Origin of the sequence: Micromonospora sp. NPDC005197, assembly GCF_040608295.1 — a bacterium.
In the GTDB taxonomy this organism is placed as follows: Bacteria; Actinomycetota; Actinomycetes; order Mycobacteriales; family Micromonosporaceae; genus Micromonospora.
Map to the genome: position 1 here is coordinate 22,315 of NZ_JBEXHY010000025.1, position 17,228 is coordinate 39,542.

The window sequence follows — 17,228 nt, forward strand, 5'->3', positions numbered from 1 at the left end:
ATCGCATGCGTCGCGCGTTGTTCGCGATCACCGGTCTGGCCGCCAGCACCACCGCCCTGGTGGTGCTCAAGGGCTCGCCGGGCGCCACCCAGGTCGCCCAGAACCTGCCGACCGCGCAGCCGGTCAACCCCGCCGGGCCGGGCGTCGACCCGAGCGCCGACCCCGAGGCGCCCGGGACCGACCCGGCTGGCGCGGGCCCGAAGCCGTCGGTGACCGCCGGCCCCTCCACGTCGCCCAAGCCCAGCAAGACCACCGCCCGCCCGTCGGGCACGAAGACCACCGCGAAGGCGCCCTCGGCGCCGAAGACCACCACCAAGGCGCCCCAGTCGACCACCCGCCGGGTCACCGGCCCTCCGGTGGACACGGCCAATGGCTACGGGTACGTGCAGGTGCAGATCGTGGTCTCCGGCAGCAAGATCATCGAAGCCACCACCCTGGCGTTGCCGAGCGGCGGCGAGTCCGACATCCACAGCGGCGACGTGCGGGACACGTACAACGGCACCGGCGCTCCCAACACCCCCAGTGAGGTGGTGCGGAAACAGAGCGCCAACCTGAACACCGTCTCCGGCGCCACCGCCACCAGCAACGCCTACAAGAGCTCACTGCGGGCCGCGATCGAGCAGGCATTCTGACGTGCCGGCCGCGATGATCCGACCCGGGCTCTGCCGGGTCGAGCAGATCATGGGTACGACGATCACCCTGGACCTCGCCGACGACCTGCCACCGGGCCGCCTGCACGAACTGGCCGATGACGTCTTCGCCTGGATGCGTGAGGTCGACGGCCGCTTCAGCACGTACAAGGCCGACAGCGAGGTGTGCCGCTTCGACCGGGGCGAGGTGCTGCTCTCCGAGGCGTCGGCGGACCTGCGTTTCGTCCTGGAGGCGTGCGCCGACCTGTGGGGCGCCACCGACGGCTTCTTCGACGCGTACGCCACCGGGCGGCTCGACCCGTCCGGGTTCGTGAAGGGCTGGGCGGCGCAGGTCGCCTCCGACCGGCTGCTCGCCGCCGGCGCGGCGAACCACTGCGTCAACGCCGGCGGTGACGTGCGCGTCCGCGGCTTCTCGCCGACGGGGGAGCCGTGGCGGATCGGCATCCGGCACCCCTGGGACGCGATGGCGACGTGTCTGGTGCTCGCCGGCACCGATCTGGCCGTGGCCACCTCGGGGGTCTACGAGCGGGGTCGGCACGTGCTGGACCCCCGGCGGGGCGCGCCGGCCAGCGGGCTGCGCTCGGTGACCGTGGTCGGCAGCGACCTCGGCGTCGCCGACGCCTACGCCACCGCCGCCCTGGCCATGGGGGCGGCGGGGATCGGCTGGCTGGACCGTCTCGGCGACCACACCCACGCGGTCGTCACCGACGACGCCCGCCAGTTCCACTCCACCGCGCTTCCGCTGACGGTCTAGACGCGTGTCTTCTGGATCCGGGCGCGAGCCGGCGACGATCCGGAGAGACGGTCTAGCGCAGCGGGCGATGGGTGCCGGCGGGGCGGGTGCCGGTGGGGCGGGGCCGCCCGGGGCGCGAGCCGGCCGGGCGGGTGCCCGCCCAGCGGTGCCGCGGATAGCTGCGACGGGGCGGTTCGGTGCCGCCGGGATACGGCGACCTGTCGTCCGTGGACATCGTTCCCCCGTTCGTGGCGCGCGTTCGCGCTGTCACCTGCTCAACGAGCACCGGCCGTCCGGCGACGCTGTCGGTCACCGGATCGAATCGTCGGCCGGGGCCCGGTCACCTGCCCCGGCGGGGCAGGGGCAGGTGACCCGGGAGCAGGTCGGGGGCGAGCGTCACCCCGCTGGCCCGTAGCGCCTCGATCAGGGTGTTCTGCACCAGGTAGGAGTCCGGAAGCCGCCAGCGTGCCTGCTCCGGGGCGACCGCCCAGCGGACGGTCCCCTCGGGCAGCCGGGTGGGCGGCGCCGGGATCCACGAGCCCGGCCCGTGCCGGACGACGTGGAAGCAGTGCTCCAACTCCGGTCGGAGCGGGTCGCCCGGGCGGACCAGGAACATCCACCGGCCGGTGGGGGTGACCAGCACGGGCCCGCGTACGCCGGTGCCGGCCGGGTGGACCTGCACGGCGTCGAGCACGTGCCGGCCGAGGTGGGCCGGCACCTCCAGCACGTCGAAGGTCCGGCCGGTGGGCAGCAGCACGCCGTGCGGGCGGGTGCGCCACCAGGTGGCCACCCGGGCCGGATCGGTGGTGGCGGCCAGCTCCCAGTTCTCCAGGGCGGGGTGGCAGCCCACCGTGGGGCAGCCGGCCCGACCGCACACGAACCGGCTGCGGGCGAGGCAGGCGCCGGGGGTCACCTCCCAGCCGTGTACGGCGTACCGGATGGCGACCCGGCGCAGCCGGACGCGTTCCAGCGGCGACAGTTCGGCGACGCGCGGTACGACGTTCCCCCACATGTGTGCCATCTCCCCTCGTCGGGCCCGGCGAACGCCAGGTCGCATGTCGAGCACCGTCACTGCCGTAACCCACGATCGTTGAGGTTGACGAACGGCTCGTGCAACTTGCACGAAAAGTACGAGGACTGGCTGTCCGGCTGACGTACAGGCTGTGCGACCAGCGAAAACTGCAAGACGAACGACGGATCGCCGCACCCGCGGACATCGCCGCCAACCGATGGGTGGCGGCGGCAGGGGAGGGATGGGGAGATGGACGAGCTACCCATTGGACGGCGAGTGGCCTACTGGCGGGGGCGACGCAAGATGTCGCAGCAGGTCTTCGCGGACCGTCTGGGCAAGTCGAAGAGCTGGGTGGACAAGGTCGAGCGGGGCGTCCGCCGGCTGGACAAGTTCTCCGTCCTCTACGAGATCGCCGACATCCTGCAGATGGACGTGCAACTGCTGCTGGGCCGTGACCCGGAGCGGCGTACCGACGCGCTGAACTGCATCGACCAGGTCGAGGTGCAGGAGATCCGGGCCGCCCTGGAGCGGTACGACTCGATGAGCGCCTACTTCGACGCCGTGCCGTACCCGCCTCCGCTGGACGACATGCGCAAGGCCGTCAACCACGCCTGGCTCACCTACCAGTACGGCCGCTACGGGATGCTCACCCGGGCGCTGCCCAAGCTGCTGCGCGACGCTCAGGCGGCCGACGCCGCCTACGGGGGAGCGCAGGCGCCGGAGGCGGCCCACCTGCTCGGGCAGGTCTACCAGATCGCCTCGTCGGTGCTGCGCAAGCTCGGCGAGTGCGAGCTGGCCTGGCTGGCCGCCGACCGGTCGATGGCGGTGGCCCAGCGGGCCGACGACCCGCTGCTGGCCGGCATCGCCACCACCCGGGTCTGCAACGCCCTGGTCGCCATGGGTCGGGCCCGGCCGGCGCTGGAGCTGAACGTCCAGATCGCCAACCGGTTGGCTCCCGGCGGCAGCAACGAGGTCTCCCCGGCCCGGCTGTCGGTCTACGGGATGCTGCTGTTGCAGGGGGCCATGGCCGCGTCCCGGATCGGCGACTCGGCCAGCGTCGACGACCTGATCAACTGCGCGCAGGAGGCCGCCACCCTGCTCGGCGGCGACCACAACCACTACTGGACCTCGTTCGGCCCGACGAACGTCGAGTTGCACCGGGCCGCCGCCGCCGTCGAGTTGGGTGACGGGGGCCGCGCGGTGGAGGTGCACCAGGTACGCATCCTGGAGCCCGCGTTCAATGCGTTGCTGCCCGAGCGCCGCGCCCACCACCTGCTCGACATCGCCCGGGGGTACGCCCAGATCGGCGACGTGGCGAACGCCGGCGAGATGCTGCTGCTCGGCGATCGGCTCGCGCCGTCGGAGATCCGCTGCCGGCCGATCGCCCACGAGGTGATGTCGGACGTCCTTCGTCGCACACGTGGTGCGCCGCCTTCTCCGGTAGCGGAGTTGGCTGAGCACATGGGAGTAGGGGTATGAGCGCGGAGCCGGCTTGATGACCGGCGCACCACACACCAGCGAGCACCGTGCGGTGCTCTACGTCATCGCCTGCGGTTCGCCGCTGGCCCGCCACGTCGGCCGTCTGGTCGAGCTGGCCCAGTCGGATGACTGGGACGTCTGCGTGATCACCACGCCGGACGGCGCCAAGTTCGTCGACCGCCCGGCCCTGGTCCGGCAGACCGGCCACCCGGTGCGGACGCACTACAAGAATCCCGGCGACCCGGACGTGCTGCCGCCGGCCGACGCCATGATCGTCTGCCCGGCGACCGTGAACACGGTCAACAAGTGGGCGGCCGGCATCGCCGACACCCTCGCTCTCGGGCTGCTCGTCGAGGCGCAGGGCAAGGGCGTTCCGATCGTCGCGGTGCCGTACACCAATGTCGCGATGGCCGCCCACCCGGCGTTCCGGGCCGGTGTGGCCCGGCTGGCCGACTGGGGCGTCACGGTGCTCTTCGGTGATCATGTGGTCGCCCTGCACCCGCCCGGGACGGGTGAGCAGCATCTGCACGCGTTCCCCTGGCAGATGCCGCTGGCCGCGCTGCGGACCGTCGCGTACCGGGCCGCCTGAGCGCCCGCCGGTCGCCTCCCACGGGTCGACAGACCGGCGCGGCCGGGCCGGGCGTCGCCGCCCGAAGGTCCCCGCGCCGGTAAGCTGGCCCGCCGTGAGCATCAGCGCATCCACAGCCACGGTGATGGACGTCGTCGCCGAGTTGGAACGGCGCTATCCGCCGAGCTGGGCCGAGGAGTGGGACCGCGTCGGCCTGGTGCTCGGCGAGCCGACCGCCCCGGTCCGCCGGGTGCTCTGCGTGGTCGACGTGGTGCCCGAGACGGTCGCCGAGGCGCTGACCGTCGGCGCGGACATGATCGTCGCGCATCACCCGCTGCTGCTGCGGGGGGTCTCCTCGGTCGCTGCGACGACAGTCAAGGGGCGGATCGTCCACCAGCTGATCCGGGCCGGCGTGGCGCTGTACGTGGCGCACACCAACGCCGACGTCGCGTCCCCCGGCGTCTCCGACGCCCTCGCCGCCCGGTTCGGCCTGACCGGCCTGCGCCCGTTGCAGCGGCCGGCGGCCGGCTCGGCCGCTCACGGCGACGACCGGGGCATCGGCCGGATCGGGGAGTTGCCCCGCCCGATGACCCTCGCCGAGCTGACCCGGCACGCCGCCGCCGTGCTCCCCGTCACGTCCTGGGGAGTTCGCGCCGCGGGGCATCCCGGGCGTAGGGTTCGTACCCTCGCCGTCAGCGGTGGGTCGGGGGACAGCTTCCTCGGCGCCGCGACCGCCGCCGGGGTGGATGCGTTTCTCACCTCCGACCTGCGGCACCATCCGGCCAGCGAGCACCTCGCCGCCGATGGTCCCGCCCTGATCGACGCCGCCCACTGGGCGACCGAACGACCGTGGCTGGACGACCTGGCCGCCCTCCTGCGAGAGGCGCCGGGCGTCGAGACGCTGGTGTCCGACCTGGACACCGATCCGTGGACCATGCACGCCGCCGCACCCGTTGTGGACGACAAGGAGCCCGACCGTGAAGGCTGACCCCCAGGTCCAGCGCCGCCTGCTCGACCTTCAGGCGATCGACACCAACCTCGCCCAGCTCGCGCACCGCCGCCGCTCGCTGCCGGAGCGGGCCGAACTGGAGGCGCTGGCCCGGGAGTTGTCGTCGCTGGAGGACGAGCGGGTTCGCGCCCAGGTTGCGGTCGACGACCTGGACCGGGACATCGCCCGCCTGGAGAAGGACGTCGAGCAGGTGCGGGCCCGCAAGGAGAAGGACCAGAACCGGCTCGCCGCCGGCACCGGCCCGGCCCGGGAGTTGGAGGCGCTTCAGCACGAGCTGGCCTCGCTCAACCGGCGCCAGGGCGACCTGGAGGACGCCGAGCTGGAGCTGATGGAGCAGCGGGAGACCGCGCAGGGCGTGCTGGACGGCGTGGAGCAGCGGCTGGCCGACACCCGGGAGAAGCGGGCCGCCACCGAGCAGCGCCGTGACGACGCGCTGGCCGAGATCGCCAAGGACGAGGAGTTCAAGCGGGGGGCCCGGCAGCCGCTCGCGGCCGACCTCCCGGCCGAGCTGGTCACCCTCTACGACAAGATCCGCGCGGACACCGGGTTGGGCGCGGCGCTGCTCACCGCGGGCCGCTGCGGCGGCTGCCGGCTGGACCTCTCCGGCGCCGACCTGGCCCGCATCCGCAAGGCGGCCCCGGACGACGTGGTCCGCTGCGAGGACTGCCGGCGGATCATGGTCCGTACCAATGAGTCGGGCCTGTAGGTCGTGGCGCCGCGCGTGGTCGTCGTCGAGGCCGACGGCGGGTCCCGGGGCAACCCGGGGCCGGCCGGCTACGGCGCGGTGGTGCGGGACCCGGAGACCGGCGAGGTGCTCGCCGAGCGTTCCGAGTCGTTGGGTACGGCGACCAACAACGTCGCCGAGTACCAGGGCCTGATCGCCGGTCTGCGGGCCGCCGCCGAGCTGAACGCCGCCGAGGTGGACGTCCGGATGGACTCCAAGCTGGTGGTCGAGCAGATGTGCGGCCGGTGGCAGATCAAGCACCCGGGCCTGCGCCCGCTCGCCGCCCAGGCGGCCACGCTTGTGGGCCGCTTCGGCGCGGTCCGCTTCACCTGGATCCCCCGCGAGCAGAACCGGCACGCCGACGCGCTGGCCAACGCCGCCATGGACGCCGCCGCCGGCCGGCCCACCCCGCCGCCGGCCTCCCTCGGCGCACCGGCCTCGGCCAGCGCCCCGGCCGGAGGCGCGTCGACGGGCAGCGATCCGGCCACCGCGCCGGCCTCCTGGGAGCCCCGTCCGAGCTTCACGGCCACCCGCCTGATCCTCGTGCGGCACGGCGAGACCGCGTACACCGAGCAGGGCCGCTACTCCGGCCGCGGCGACGTGCCGCTCTCCGAGCGCGGCCGGGCCCAGGCCCGCGCCACCGGCGCCCGGGTGGCCGCGCTGGCCCCGTCCGTCGCGGCCGTGCTCAGCTCACCCCTGTCCCGGTGTACGGCCACCGCCGCGGCGATCGCCGGGGCGCTCGGTGACGTGCCGGTCCGCACCGAGACCGACCTGATCGAGTGCGACTTCGGGCAGTGGGAGGGGCGCACCTTCGCCGAGGTACGCCAGGAGTGGCCGGGGGAGATGGACGCCTGGCTCGCCTCGCCGCGGATCGCCCCGCCGGGCGGCGAGTCGTTCACGCAGGTGGCCGAACGCGTCCATCGGGTCGTCAACGCGCTGCCGGCGGCGTACCCCGGGGAGACCGTGGTGGTCGTCTCGCACGTCTCGCCGATCAAGCTGGCGCTGCGCGACGCCCTCGCCGCCAGCGACGCCTTCCTGCACCGGCTCTTTTTGGACGCGGCCGGCATCTCGGTGCTCGACATGTGGCCCGACGGCGGCATCGCGGTCCGCACGGTCAACGACACCGCGCACCTGCCCGCCGCCTGAGCCGCGCCCCTCCGGCACCCGTCGCACCTCGCCCGCCAGCGGAACTGTCGCGCCGTTCGGCGCAGCCGGTGCGCCGTTCGGCGCAGAGCCGTCCGCGCGCTGATCGTGACGGCGGTCACAGAGTCGTAGCCTCCGGCCGTTACATCGAGTGCCTCGACTCCCCGGAGGTGTGTCAGATGCCTGCACCGGAACCGGAGGCGCCCACCACGGCGCCAACCCGGGCGAAGGACCACAGTCCCTGGAACTGGTTGCTCTTTCTCCCCATCGTGGTGCCGCTGATCCCGGCGTTCTTCAACGGCGACGCGCCCCGGATCTTCGGGTTCCCGCGCTACTACTGGCTGCAACTGGCCTGGATCCTGCTCGGCGTCTCCACGACGACGCTGGTCTACCAGATGACCAAGAAGCGGGGTGAGCACTGATGTGGCGTGACCATCTCACCGAGATCATCGTCTTCTCCCTGCTGTTCCTGCTGGTCAGCGCGATGGGCTTCGTGGCCGCGCGGTGGCGGCGGCCGAAGGACATGGCGCACCTCGACGAGTGGGGCCTGGGCGGGCGCAGCTTCGGCGGCTGGATCACCTGGTTCCTGGTCGGCGGTGACCTCTACACCGCGTACACCTTCGTGGCGGTGCCGGCGTTGATGTTCGGAGCCGGGGCGGCCGGGTTCTTCGCGGTGCCGTACACGATCGTCGTCTACCCGCTGGTCTTCCTGGTGCTGATCCGGCTCTGGTCGGTCTCGCACCGGCACGGCTTCGTCACCCCGGCCGACTTCGTCCGTACGCGGTTCGACTCGCCGGTGCTGGCGCTGCTGATCGCGATCACCGGCATCGTGGCCACGATGCCCTACATCGCGCTGCAACTGGTGGGCATCGAGGCGGTCCTCAAGACGATGGGCGTCACGGGTGAGAGCACCCTGGCCCGGCACCTGCCGATCATCATCGCGTTCGCGATCCTGGCGGCGTACACCTACCAGTCGGGGCTGCGCGCTCCGGCGCTGATCGCGTTCGTCAAGGACAGCCTGATCTACATCGTGATCCTGGTGGCGGTCATTTACCTGCCGTACAAGCTCGGTGGCTGGGGCGACATCTTCGACGCGGCGGACGCGAAGTTCCAGGCGTCACCGAACCCGAACGACGGCATCCTGCTCAACGGCAACAACCAGTTGCAGTACGTCACGTTGGCGTTCGGCTCGGCGCTGGCGCTGTTCCTCTACCCGCACAGCATCACCGGCGTGCTGGCCAGCCGGAACCGCGACGTGATCAAGCGCAACATGTCGGCGCTGCCGGCGTACAGCCTCCTGCTCGGTCTGATCGCGTTGCTCGGCTACATGGCCATCGCGGCCGGGGTGAAGCCGCTGGCGGGAGCGTCGGCCGGCAGCGTCGACAACAACACGATCGTGCCGCTGCTGTTCGACCAGCAGTTCCCGGACTGGTTCGCCGGGGTCGCGTACGCCGCCATCGGCATCGGCGCGCTGGTGCCGGCGGCGATCATGTCGATCGCGGCGGCGAACCTGTTCACCCGCAACATCTACAAGGAGTACCTGAAGCGGGACGCCTCCCCGGCGCAGGAGGCGAACGTCTCGAAGATCGCCTCGCTGGTGGTCAAGGTCGGGGCCGTGGCCTGCATCGTGTTCCTCGACCCGCAGTTCTCGATCGACCTCCAGCTCATCGGCGGCGTGATCATCCTGCAGACGCTGCCGGCCGTGGCGCTGGGCCTCTACACTCGCTGGTTCCACCGGACCGCCCTGATCGCCGGCTGGGTCGCCGGGATGGGGCTCGGCATGTGGATGCTCTACCAGGTGGCCAGCCCCACCCGGAAGCACTTCGGCGGGTCGGCGTTCCCGCTGGAGAAGTTCGGCTTCGACACGCCCAAGACAATCTACGTGGGCATCGTGGCCGTGCTGGTCAACCTGGCGGTCGCCGCGCTGTTGACGCTGATCCTGCGGGCCGCCAAGGCGCCCGAGGGAGTCGACGGCACCACGCCGGACGACTACTTCGCCGACGAGGGCGACCCCCGCATCACCCCCGGCGTCGACCGCGACGCCGACTCGGCCCGCGAACCGGTCGCCTGACCCCGTTCCCCGGGCGCCCGCCGCGAGGTCGGCGCCCGGGGCGACGGTGGGGCGTTGGCGCGCCGTCCGGGCGCACGCCACCGGGGAGGCGGGCTCAGCGGCGGTTGCGGTTCACCAGGGCCTGGTTGAGGCGGCCCAGCAGGGTCGCCAGGGCGGCCCGGTCCTCGGCGCTCCAGTCGGCCAGCATGTCGCCGTAGAGCCGGGTGCGGGCGGCCTGCACGGCGGCCATCCGCTGTAGCCCGGCCGGGGTGGGGGAGATGACCGTGCCTCGGCCGTCCGTCGGGTCGGGGGCGCGGACGATCAGGCCGTCGCGTTGCAGGGCGGAGACCTGCCGGGTCACCGTCGAGCCGTCCAGGTTGAGTCGCGCGGCGAGGGCGGAGACGTTCTGCGGGCCGGCGGCGTCCAGGTGGCGCAGGATGACGTACGCCGCGCGGTCGAGCACCCGGTGCTCGGCGGTGCCGGTGGCCCGCCGGGTGGCCTCGCCGAAGCGCATCAACAGGGCCACCTCGGTCTCGATCCGGCCGAGGGTGCTCTCGTGGTCGTCGCTCATAGCTGTATGATACAGCGTAAGTACCTGTACGATACAGCTAATTGGGGAGTCGGAGTGGATCGGTCATCCGAACCAAACCGCAGTGCCATCTACGCCACCACACTGGTGGCCTTCCTCGCGATCGCCGGCATCGCCGTGGTCGATCCGATCCTGCCGGCCATCGGCGACGCGATCGGGGTCACCGCCTGGCAGGTCGAGTTGCTGTTCACCGCGTACATCGCGGTCATGGCCCTCGGCATGATCCCGGCGACTCTCGCCAGCGGCCGGTTCGGGTTCAAGCCGGTGCTGATCACCGGGGTCTCGGTGGTCGGGCTGGCCGCCATCCTCGCCTCGTTCAGCGACAACATCGTGCAGCTGTCCGTGCTGCGCGGCGTCTGGGGGCTGGGCAACGCGATGTTCTTCGCCACCGCCATGGTGGTGCTGGTCAACCTGGCCGTCGACCGGGAGTGGGTGGTCGGCCTCTTCGAAACCGCCCTCGGTCTCGGCTTCGCCGTCGGCCCGCTGATCGGCGGCCTGCTCGGCCAGGTCTCCTGGCGGCTGCCGTTCTTCGTCTGCGGCGTGTTCATGGTCCTCGCCCTCGGCGTGGCCGCCCGTAAGCTGCGCGAACCCACCAACCGGCAGGCCCCGGTACGCGTCGGCCAGATCTTCGCCACCTACCGCCGACCGGCGTTCATCGCCCTCTGCGTGGTGACCGCCGCGTACAACTTCGTGTTCTTCGTCGTGCTCGGCTACACGCCGCTCTTCCTCGGCCTGGACGTCGTCCCGCTGGGGCTCGCGTTCACCGGCTGGGGGCTCGGCCTGGCCACCGGCATCCTGGTGATCGGCCACCGGCTGGCCCACCGGATCGGCGCGGTGCAGACCGTCGGCGTGGCCATCGCCGGCCTGCTGGTCTGCATGGTCCTCTTCGCCACCTCCACCAGCACCGCCGAGGCGCTCGTGGTGCTCGTGCTCGCCGGCCTCTGCATGGGCCTGGCCAACGCCAACCTCACCGACCTGGCGCTCGGCCTCGGCTCCAGCGACCGCAGGCTTGCCACCGGCGCGTTCAACCTGGTCCGCTGGGGCGCCGCCGCGCCCGCGCCGATCATCTCCGGCAAGCTCGCCGAGCGCTCGCTGTCGCTGCCGTTCTGGGTCGGCTTCGGGGTGCTCGCCGTCGGTGTGCTGGTCTACCTGGCCTTCGCGCACGTGATGGCCGCCGGCTACGGCGAGCGGGTGCTGTGGTCCCGCTGGAACCGCAGCGCCGCGAGTGCCGAGAACACCGCCGAGGAGCCGGTCGGCGAGGCGTACTGACCCCCGGCTCCCGCCGGTCCGCTGCGCCGTTCGAGATCCGCGCACTTTCGGGGATATTGCTGCCTCCGGGCTCGCTGAGGCAGCAACATCCCGGAAGTTGCGCGGATCTTGGCGTTGACGCCGCTCAGTGCAGGGCACGCCAGAGCAGGTAGAGGCCGATCGTCGTACCGAACACCACGATCAGCGTCTTGAGCAGCACCGGCGGCAGCCGACGGACGAGCCGGGCGCCCGCGTACCCCCCGATCAGCGTCGCCGGCGCGACCACCGCGACCGCCGCCCAGTTCACCGGGCCGAACAGGGCGAACACCACAAGCGTCGTGAGCCCCACCAATGCGGAGAGCAGATTCTTGATGGCGCTCACCCGCGCCAGCGTCGCGTCCAGCACCAGAGCCAGGCCGGCGACCAGCATCACCCCGAGCGCCGCGCCGAAGTACCCGCCGTACACCGCGCCGAGCGCGACCATCGTCTGCACCGCGACCGTCCGCCGCCGTGGCGACAGGTCGCGGGGGTGACCGACCAGCCGGCGCAGCGGGTCCTGGAAGGCCAGGACCGCGGTCGCGCCGAGCACCAGGAACGGTACGACCAGCTCGAACGCGCGGGCCGGGGTGGCCAGCAACAGCAGCGCCCCGACGATCGTGCCCACGATGGTGGTGGGCACCAGCGTGGCCAGCGCCCGAGGGCGCGGCAGGTCCTGCCGGCTGCCCGCCACGCTGGCCACGTACCCGGGGAACACGGCGACGGAGTTGCTCACGTTCGCCGGCACCGGCGGCAACCCGACCGCGATCATCGCCGGGAAGGTGATCAGCGAACCGCCACCGGCCACCGCGTTGACCGTGCCAGCGGCGAGACCGGCGGCGAGCAGCAGCGCGGCGTGGGAGAGATCCATAGCCCCACGAGGCTAGTACGCGCGCCGAACCCGTCGTGAGCTGGCCGGCGAGGCGGAACAGGGCAGCGGTATACCGGTCGTATACTCCGGTCGTGGATACCACGATCAAAGTCGACACCGAGGTACGCGACCGCTTGGCGCTCCTGGCGAACGAACGTGGAACGACCATGCGAGACCTCGTCGCCCAACTCACCCAGGCGGCACTGACCGCCGACGAACTGCGCGACCGCGCGGCGCGCGCAGAGCAGTACGTCCGACTCAAGATCGCTTCCGACCTCGGCGCCGACGACCTCACCCGGGGCGAGGACGTCTGGGCGGCCGTCGAGGCTGGCAATGTCCCGGAATCTCTAGCCGAAGACGGCCGGCGGGCCGCGTGACCGAGGCCGCGGTCATCCTCGACCACACGGCGCTGCTCGCACTCGGTGCCGGCAACCCGGCGCTCTCCGGGCTCGTGGTCACCGCACACAGGGGTGCGGGGCGGCACGTCCAGGTGCCGGCGCTCTGCCTTGCCGCGGCCACCTCCGCCCGCCCGGCCCTGGGAGAGCACATCGGTGCCCTACCAGCGCTGGAGGTCGTCGAGCTGGGCTACGCGACCGCTCTGCTGGTGGGGCGTCTGCTACGTCAAGGTGTGGACTGGCAGCTAGCCCATGCCGCCGCCCTGGGACGTCCCGACGCCGAGTGGCCCACCGGGCGTCCGGTCCTCACCGAGCTGCCGAAGGCGTACGCCGGAACCGGTGTCGTGACGATCAGCGTGAACTGACCGGTCGCTACCCAATGTCCGTCTCCACGCGCGCTGCCGTGCGGGCCGGGTCTGTCGAAGGCCCGACTGCGGGGCAGGTCTGCGCGGGCACCGCCTGCGGGGCGGCAATAGGCGCGCGAGCGGCGTCGTTAGGATGACAGGGCGACGGACGAGTCGACCGGGCGGCCGCGTCGGCGGGCTTCGGCCCGCCGCCGAGGAACGTCCGGACTCCACAGGGCAGGGTGGTTGTTAACGGCAACCCGGGGCGACCCGCGGGACAGTGCCACAGAAAACAGACCGCCGACCCCAACGGGGACGGTAAGGGTGAAACGGTGGGGTAAGAGCCCACCAGCACCCCGGGTGACCGGGGTGGCTCGGTAAACCCCACCCGGAGCAAGGCCAAGCAAGGGCCGTCACCGCAAGATGACGACCCGGCGCAGACGCTTGAGGGCTGCCCGCCCGATGTCTGCGGGTAGGCCGCTAGAGCCTGTCGGCAACGGCAGGCCGAGATGGATGGCCGCCGCCGGCGCAAACCCCTTCGGGGTACGCGCCGCGCACAGAATCCGGCGTACAGGTCGACTCGTCCGTCGCCCACCAGGTCAGCCACCCTTGCATGGTGGCTGACCTGCCGTTTCTTTCGGTGCTGCTGGTCGTCCTCGGTCATCTTTGGTCGGCGCTTGACGGCCCAGCGACGGCCCAGGGGCGGCCCGGAGGGGACGCAGCGATGGGGTCGGAGACCGCCCTGGGTGCCGTTGTTGGCCGATGTTGACCGCTAGATCGGGCACGTGTCGGGCACACTGGCGGTCCAGTAGCTAGGCCGCTGTCACGTGCTTACGGGCGTGGCATCTCTCCGTTACCTTGTATGCCGTATGGGGAGGTGAACACGTGAGAGATGTCGCTCTCGCGATACTTTGCGGCTTAGTCGGTACTGCCCTCTTGTATGTCTTCTATAGAGCGGTGCGGCTTGAGTGGCCGTCTAATTACGTCACAATGACAAGAACCTACGGCCTAATCATTAATAGATCCGTCCAACGGTATCTTTTTTTTATACTGTGCCCGGTCTACCTCGTGTCATTGCTGATGTCAACGACCGCTGCCCGCGAACATGCTCCCGCGTTGGCGGTGGCAGCTATTGTCGGTATAGGGCATAGCTACCTGAATCACGGACTTCCCATGATTCGAGTGCTTCGAAACGGGTCGCGCAAACTCTGGAGCGCCGACACTCTATTACAATTCACACTTACGATGCTGTCCGTGGGGGCAGCCCTTCTCGGTGGGCTAGGTCCGGGCCCCTTCGATTTCGTAGTCCCGCCCGTTGATGAATTCTTTAAGGCGCTGTGGACAGCGATATTCGTCGCAGTAATCGGCGTGGTGGTGCTGAATGGAACGCGCGATCGATACGGACCTGGAGATCTGTTCGACATTGCAGAGCGCGAGGCTCCGGCTCATTTAGTCGAGTATTCCAGGTCTAGATCTGAAAAGGCTGGAGCCGATGCAGACCTGCTGCTCGCTATTCTCTATACAGAAAATTTGCAGAGGCCGTCGTGGTTCAGAAGACTCGAATACATCAAGGGTGCGGTCTTCCCTCGGGGCTCGTATGGAATCATGCAGGCATCATCGCCGTATCCGATATCAGATGAACAATCCATCGACGTTGCAATTGACAGATACCTGCGGGACGTGGAGATCCCGACCGATCCAGAGCACGGCATTCCCGACCGAGAGGCACTTGAGCGAACACTCCGCAGGTATAACCGTAGCTCCGCGTTTGTTGAGCTAGCCGCGGGAATGTATGAAAGACTGAAGCGCGGATACTAACCGCGGGCCCTGCGACGGCCTGGACCTGGTCCTCGTCGACCCCTTGACCCCCAGGCAACCAACACGGCTCGCTGACCTGCGCTGTCAATGGGCCTGTACCTGCGGCAACCGTCCAGGATCGTCCGTGGACGTCCGCCGCCGCTCGTACCCGTCGTCACCCAGATAGTCACTCAGTTATTGCTGGGACTGGAGATTCCTCATTCCGCAAAGGGCTCAGCGATCTCATCGAAGACCCTGACGGCAAGCTCCGGCCGCGCGAGCGCATCGGACAACGGCAGCTCCAGCTGGGGGTCGTACCCGGGTAGGCCCGTGACTGCCTCGACGGCCTCGCCGGGTTGATACATCGCCGTGACGATCGCCTGAGCATCGCCGCCTCGGTACCAGTAGGGTGCCGTGATCCCAGCCGCTTCCGCGTAGCAGCTGACCTGGATGCCAGTCGGCTCGTGGGTCAGCTCGTAGTTGTGGGACCCCTCGTAGACGGAAACCTCACCGAGCACCTGCCGCGCCGCCACCACCAGTCGGGCCCAAACCTCGCCCCTTGGACGCTCGTCGCTGTCGGCCTCCTCTGCCGCTTCCAACGCGTCATCCCAGGACTGGTCGTCACTTCGGGGCACGAAGATCAGGTTATATAGCTCATGGCGATGGACCGTACATCCATCCGGCCTCGCCGAGGAGGGCTCCCGGACCGCCAGTTCGGAAGGTGCCTTGCATCGCTCCACGCGGTCCTGGCGACGAATCCCTCGAAAACTTATCCGCAAAGCGGAGGAGCGGGCGGTCAAGCTCGGCTAGCGCAACTCCTTGCCGCCAGCCGCCCAATATGGGGCATGGACCTGAGAAGCTGACTGATGCGGGCGTGCCGGTGGCTGCCGTACCGGACGTCGGCGACAACATCATGCTCGACAACCCCGACGGCGCCGTCGCGGCCACAGCCACGGCACTGGAGGCGTAGGGCGTCGCGCTCGCGCCAGCGGCCAAGGGCGTGCTCAGGTGACTCGCGTCGGTTACTGCCGTTCAGAGACATGGGTGACGAACGCCCGCCAGGCCGAGGGGCCGAACGCGAGGGCCGGACCGGCAGGGTCCTTGCTGTCCCGGACGGCGACGACGCCGGGCAAGTTGCTTGCCACTTCGACGCAGTTGCCGCCGCTAGCGCCGCTGCGGGTGGACTTGCGCCACCGAGCGTTACTGAGGTCCATGATGGCTCTCAACTTCCTTCAGCAGGTCGATGGACTGCCGGCGCGGTAGAGCCTCGTTGCGGGCGCTTGCGAATTGGACGCTTTGGCCCGGAGCAACGCTTCCGCGCGTCTGGCGTCAGTCAGTACTGCGCGCCAACCTGTCTGACAAACGCCCGCCAAGCTGCCGGATCGAAGGTCAGGACCGGGCCGGCAGGGTCCTTGCTGTCCCGGACGCCGACAACACCGGGCAGGTTGTCGGCGACCTCGACGCAGTTGCCCCCAGACGAACCGCTGCGTCGGGACTTGCGCCAGGTGGCGTTAGTGAGGTCCATGATGGCTGTGCACTTCCTTCATCAGCTCGTTGGACTGTCGGCGCGGGAGTGCTTCGTTCCTCACGTTCTCCCACCTCGTCTGGAGAGTATGTAACCCATCTTCGTTGTCGACCACGATCCCGCCTAGCTGATTTTCGAGGTGCCCGACCCAGGACCCGTCGCCAGCCCGCGCCAGCGCGAACGGCCCGGACAGCCCGATATGGAGGCCAGCGCCGGCCGGGATCACGTGGATGTGAACGTGCGGCAACTCGGCGACGGTGATGAGGTGAGCGACCTGCTCGGCCATGATGCCGGCGTGCTCATCGCCGGCGCGGCGGAGCGTGGACTCATCCAGCACGGCCACCACCTGCGGAGGGCTATCGCCGGTGAGGATCTTGTGTCGGCTCATGCGAGCGCTTACCTGCTGGTCGACCTCGGTGGCCGACATGAGGTCGTTCAAGCGCATCACGACGCGGGCGTAGTTCTCGGTCTGGAGTAGGCCCGGGATCAGTAGTGGCTCGAAGAGACAAAGCTGTCGCGCGCCACGCTCGGCGTCCAGCCACGGCAGAAACCATGACGGTGCGCCGAGTTTCACCACCAGGCGTCCGAACAACCCGTCGTTGTTGAAGGCGCGGTCCGCTCCCCGGATGAAGTCCATCGTCAGCGCTCGGGTACCGCTCTCCACGGCGCTGACATGCGAAGCGCTGAAGCCCGCCGCCCGGCCGAACGACTCCTGCGTCATCCCGGATGCTCCACGAGCACGGCGGATCTCGCTCACGATGAAGTCCGCGAGGGGACTGGGCACGTCAGCCATTCAACGCTCCTCAAATCGGAGATCGACTACCCGAGGTGCCACACCCCTGGGGCCTCTCCCGCCAGCTCCGGCCCGGACACCTGGAACGCCTTCCGAGCGTAGTGGCCTGGCAGCAGAGTGTCACCAGGCGGCGCGGCCGGTAGGGACCACGAAACCCGGCGGTCGCGTTCGTAGCGGGGCCGCTCCCGACGGGCGAGCACTCACGGGAGCGGCACCCTCCCAACGGCGCCAAGGGGAAGACCGTGCCCGACGACAAACCCCA

The 17,228-nt window shown here is 70.3% G+C and carries 21 protein-coding genes and 1 other RNA gene; 15 read left to right on the forward strand and 7 right to left on the reverse strand.

Annotated elements, in window-relative coordinates; all coding sequences use genetic code 11:
• Window positions 1–5 precede the first annotated feature (5 nt).
• A complete protein-coding gene (locus ABZU46_RS11895) occupies window positions 6–632 on the forward strand; it encodes an FMN-binding protein (RefSeq protein ID WP_354856597.1) in 627 nt (208 codons plus the stop codon).
• A gap of 49 nt (window positions 633–681) precedes the next feature.
• Window positions 682–1,404 carry an FAD:protein FMN transferase gene (locus ABZU46_RS11900; protein ID WP_354856685.1) on the forward strand — a complete coding sequence of 241 codons (723 nt, stop codon included), beginning with the start codon at window positions 682–684 and terminating at the stop codon, window positions 1,402–1,404.
• A 319-nt stretch (window positions 1,405–1,723) separates the two neighbouring features.
• Here ABZU46_RS11900 and ABZU46_RS11905 read toward each other — a convergent pair whose 3' ends face one another.
• Window positions 1,724–2,395, reverse strand: a complete 672-nt coding sequence (locus tag ABZU46_RS11905) for a bifunctional DNA primase/polymerase (protein WP_354856687.1) — start codon at window positions 2,393–2,395, stop codon at window positions 1,724–1,726.
• 249 nt (window positions 2,396–2,644) lie between these two features.
• Here ABZU46_RS11905 and ABZU46_RS11910 point away from each other — a divergent pair, with 249 nt between their 5' ends.
• The 7 genes from ABZU46_RS11910 (at window position 2,645) to mctP (ending at window position 9,389) form a co-directional block, all read left to right on the forward strand.
• A complete protein-coding gene (locus ABZU46_RS11910) occupies window positions 2,645–3,874 on the forward strand; it encodes a helix-turn-helix domain-containing protein (RefSeq protein WP_354856598.1) in 1,230 nt (409 codons plus the stop codon).
• A gap of 16 nt (window positions 3,875–3,890) precedes the next feature.
• The gene (locus ABZU46_RS11915) at window positions 3,891–4,463 is read left to right on the forward strand and encodes a flavoprotein (RefSeq protein WP_354856600.1); all 573 of its coding nucleotides are present in this window, start codon (window positions 3,891–3,893) and stop codon (window positions 4,461–4,463) included.
• Between the two features lie 124 nt (window positions 4,464–4,587).
• Complete coding sequence (locus tag ABZU46_RS11920) at window positions 4,588–5,430, forward strand: Nif3-like dinuclear metal center hexameric protein (protein ID WP_354856690.1); 843 nt, start codon at window positions 4,588–4,590, stop codon at window positions 5,428–5,430.
• A complete protein-coding gene (locus tag ABZU46_RS11925) occupies window positions 5,420–6,157 on the forward strand; it encodes a C4-type zinc ribbon domain-containing protein (RefSeq protein ID WP_354856603.1) in 738 nt (245 codons plus the stop codon). Before ABZU46_RS11920 ends, ABZU46_RS11925 begins: the two co-directional genes overlap by 11 nt.
• A gap of 3 nt (window positions 6,158–6,160) precedes the next feature.
• The gene (locus tag ABZU46_RS11930) at window positions 6,161–7,321 is read left to right on the forward strand and encodes a bifunctional RNase H/acid phosphatase (protein WP_354856607.1); all 1,161 of its coding nucleotides are present in this window, start codon (window positions 6,161–6,163) and stop codon (window positions 7,319–7,321) included.
• 176 nt (window positions 7,322–7,497) lie between these two features.
• Complete coding sequence (locus ABZU46_RS11935) at window positions 7,498–7,740, forward strand: DUF3311 domain-containing protein (protein WP_354856610.1); 243 nt, start codon at window positions 7,498–7,500, stop codon at window positions 7,738–7,740.
• A complete protein-coding gene (gene mctP / locus ABZU46_RS11940; protein WP_354856612.1) occupies window positions 7,740–9,389 on the forward strand; it encodes a monocarboxylate uptake permease MctP in 1,650 nt (549 codons plus the stop codon). The genes ABZU46_RS11935 and mctP overlap by 1 nt, the downstream gene beginning before the upstream one ends.
• A 94-nt stretch (window positions 9,390–9,483) precedes the next feature.
• On the opposite strand, the gene ABZU46_RS11945 is transcribed toward mctP, so the two are convergent.
• Window positions 9,484–9,939, reverse strand: a complete 456-nt coding sequence (locus ABZU46_RS11945; RefSeq protein WP_354856613.1) for a MarR family transcriptional regulator — start codon at window positions 9,937–9,939, stop codon at window positions 9,484–9,486.
• Between the two features lie 54 nt (window positions 9,940–9,993).
• On the opposite strand from ABZU46_RS11945, the gene ABZU46_RS11950 reads away from it, so the two are divergent.
• Window positions 9,994–11,226 carry an MFS transporter gene (locus tag ABZU46_RS11950; protein WP_354856616.1) on the forward strand — a complete coding sequence of 411 codons (1,233 nt, stop codon included), beginning with the start codon at window positions 9,994–9,996 and terminating at the stop codon, window positions 11,224–11,226.
• A 124-nt stretch (window positions 11,227–11,350) separates the two neighbouring features.
• On the opposite strand, the gene ABZU46_RS11955 is transcribed toward ABZU46_RS11950, so the two are convergent.
• Window positions 11,351–12,112 carry a sulfite exporter TauE/SafE family protein gene (locus ABZU46_RS11955; RefSeq protein WP_354856618.1) on the reverse strand — a complete coding sequence of 254 codons (762 nt, stop codon included), beginning with the start codon at window positions 12,110–12,112 and terminating at the stop codon, window positions 11,351–11,353.
• A gap of 92 nt (window positions 12,113–12,204) precedes the next feature.
• On the opposite strand from ABZU46_RS11955, the gene ABZU46_RS11960 reads away from it, so the two are divergent.
• From ABZU46_RS11960 to ABZU46_RS11975, 4 genes are all read left to right on the forward strand, one after another.
• Window positions 12,205–12,489: a hypothetical protein gene (locus ABZU46_RS11960; protein WP_354856620.1), complete on the forward strand. Its 285-nt coding sequence runs from the start codon at window positions 12,205–12,207 to the stop codon at window positions 12,487–12,489.
• Window positions 12,486–12,872 (forward strand): hypothetical protein, encoded by a 387-nt coding sequence (locus ABZU46_RS11965; protein WP_354856621.1) that lies wholly within the window; start codon window positions 12,486–12,488, stop codon window positions 12,870–12,872. Before ABZU46_RS11960 ends, ABZU46_RS11965 begins: the two co-directional genes overlap by 4 nt.
• A gap of 149 nt (window positions 12,873–13,021) precedes the next feature.
• Window positions 13,022–13,438: RNase P RNA component class A (rnpB, locus tag ABZU46_RS11970), an RNA gene on the forward strand.
• A 667-nt stretch (window positions 13,439–14,105) separates the two neighbouring features.
• A complete protein-coding gene (locus ABZU46_RS11975) occupies window positions 14,106–14,669 on the forward strand; it encodes a hypothetical protein (RefSeq protein ID WP_354856623.1) in 564 nt (187 codons plus the stop codon).
• A gap of 197 nt (window positions 14,670–14,866) precedes the next feature.
• Here ABZU46_RS11975 and ABZU46_RS11980 read toward each other — a convergent pair whose 3' ends face one another.
• On the reverse strand, window positions 14,867–15,283 hold the full coding sequence (locus tag ABZU46_RS11980; RefSeq protein WP_354856625.1) for a hypothetical protein: 417 nt from the start codon (window positions 15,281–15,283) through the stop codon (window positions 14,867–14,869).
• Between the two features lie 203 nt (window positions 15,284–15,486).
• On the opposite strand from ABZU46_RS11980, the gene ABZU46_RS11985 reads away from it, so the two are divergent.
• Entirely contained in the window at window positions 15,487–15,618 is a 132-nt protein-coding gene (locus tag ABZU46_RS11985; protein ID WP_354856627.1) for a hypothetical protein, read from the forward strand.
• 52 nt (window positions 15,619–15,670) lie between these two features.
• Here the strand turns inward: ABZU46_RS11985 and ABZU46_RS11990 are convergent, their stop codons facing one another.
• From ABZU46_RS11990 to ABZU46_RS12000, 3 genes are all read right to left on the reverse strand, one after another.
• Complete coding sequence (locus ABZU46_RS11990) at window positions 15,671–15,862, reverse strand: DUF397 domain-containing protein (protein WP_354856628.1); 192 nt, start codon at window positions 15,860–15,862, stop codon at window positions 15,671–15,673.
• Window positions 15,863–15,981: 119 nt separating this feature from the next.
• Window positions 15,982–16,173, reverse strand: a complete 192-nt coding sequence (locus tag ABZU46_RS11995; RefSeq protein ID WP_354856631.1) for a DUF397 domain-containing protein — start codon at window positions 16,171–16,173, stop codon at window positions 15,982–15,984.
• Window positions 16,160–16,966 (reverse strand): helix-turn-helix transcriptional regulator, encoded by an 807-nt coding sequence (locus tag ABZU46_RS12000; RefSeq protein ID WP_354856633.1) that lies wholly within the window; start codon window positions 16,964–16,966, stop codon window positions 16,160–16,162. The genes ABZU46_RS11995 and ABZU46_RS12000 overlap by 14 nt, the downstream gene beginning before the upstream one ends.
• Window positions 16,967–17,228: the final 262 nt, after the last annotated feature.

What these genes read in the sequence shown, in the direction of transcription:
- ABZU46_RS11905 (WP_354856687.1), bottom strand. Translation starts at nt 2,395, where the DNA reads ATGTGGGGGAACGTCGTACCGCGCGTCGCCGAACTGTCGCCGCTGGAA.
- mctP (WP_354856612.1), top strand. Translation starts at nt 7,740, where the DNA reads ATGTGGCGTGACCATCTCACCGAGATCATCGTCTTCTCCCTGCTGTTC.
- ABZU46_RS11920 (WP_354856690.1), top strand. Translation starts at nt 4,588, where the DNA reads ATGGACGTCGTCGCCGAGTTGGAACGGCGCTATCCGCCGAGCTGGGCC.
- ABZU46_RS11910 (WP_354856598.1), top strand. Translation starts at nt 2,645, where the DNA reads ATGGACGAGCTACCCATTGGACGGCGAGTGGCCTACTGGCGGGGGCGA.
- ABZU46_RS11990 (WP_354856628.1), bottom strand. Translation starts at nt 15,862, where the DNA reads ATGGACCTCAGTAACGCTCGGTGGCGCAAGTCCACCCGCAGCGGCGCT.
- ABZU46_RS12000 (WP_354856633.1), bottom strand. Translation starts at nt 16,966, where the DNA reads ATGGCTGACGTGCCCAGTCCCCTCGCGGACTTCATCGTGAGCGAGATC.
- ABZU46_RS11985 (WP_354856627.1), top strand. Translation starts at nt 15,487, where the DNA reads ATGGGGCATGGACCTGAGAAGCTGACTGATGCGGGCGTGCCGGTGGCT.
- ABZU46_RS11995 (WP_354856631.1), bottom strand. Translation starts at nt 16,173, where the DNA reads ATGGACCTCACTAACGCCACCTGGCGCAAGTCCCGACGCAGCGGTTCG.
- ABZU46_RS11945 (WP_354856613.1), bottom strand. Translation starts at nt 9,939, where the DNA reads ATGAGCGACGACCACGAGAGCACCCTCGGCCGGATCGAGACCGAGGTG.
- ABZU46_RS11900 (WP_354856685.1), top strand. Translation starts at nt 682, where the DNA reads ATGGGTACGACGATCACCCTGGACCTCGCCGACGACCTGCCACCGGGC.
- ABZU46_RS11935 (WP_354856610.1), top strand. Translation starts at nt 7,498, where the DNA reads ATGCCTGCACCGGAACCGGAGGCGCCCACCACGGCGCCAACCCGGGCG.
- ABZU46_RS11915 (WP_354856600.1), top strand. Translation starts at nt 3,891, where the DNA reads ATGACCGGCGCACCACACACCAGCGAGCACCGTGCGGTGCTCTACGTC.
- ABZU46_RS11895 (WP_354856597.1), top strand. Translation starts at nt 6, where the DNA reads ATGCGTCGCGCGTTGTTCGCGATCACCGGTCTGGCCGCCAGCACCACC.
- ABZU46_RS11955 (WP_354856618.1), bottom strand. Translation starts at nt 12,112, where the DNA reads ATGGATCTCTCCCACGCCGCGCTGCTGCTCGCCGCCGGTCTCGCCGCT.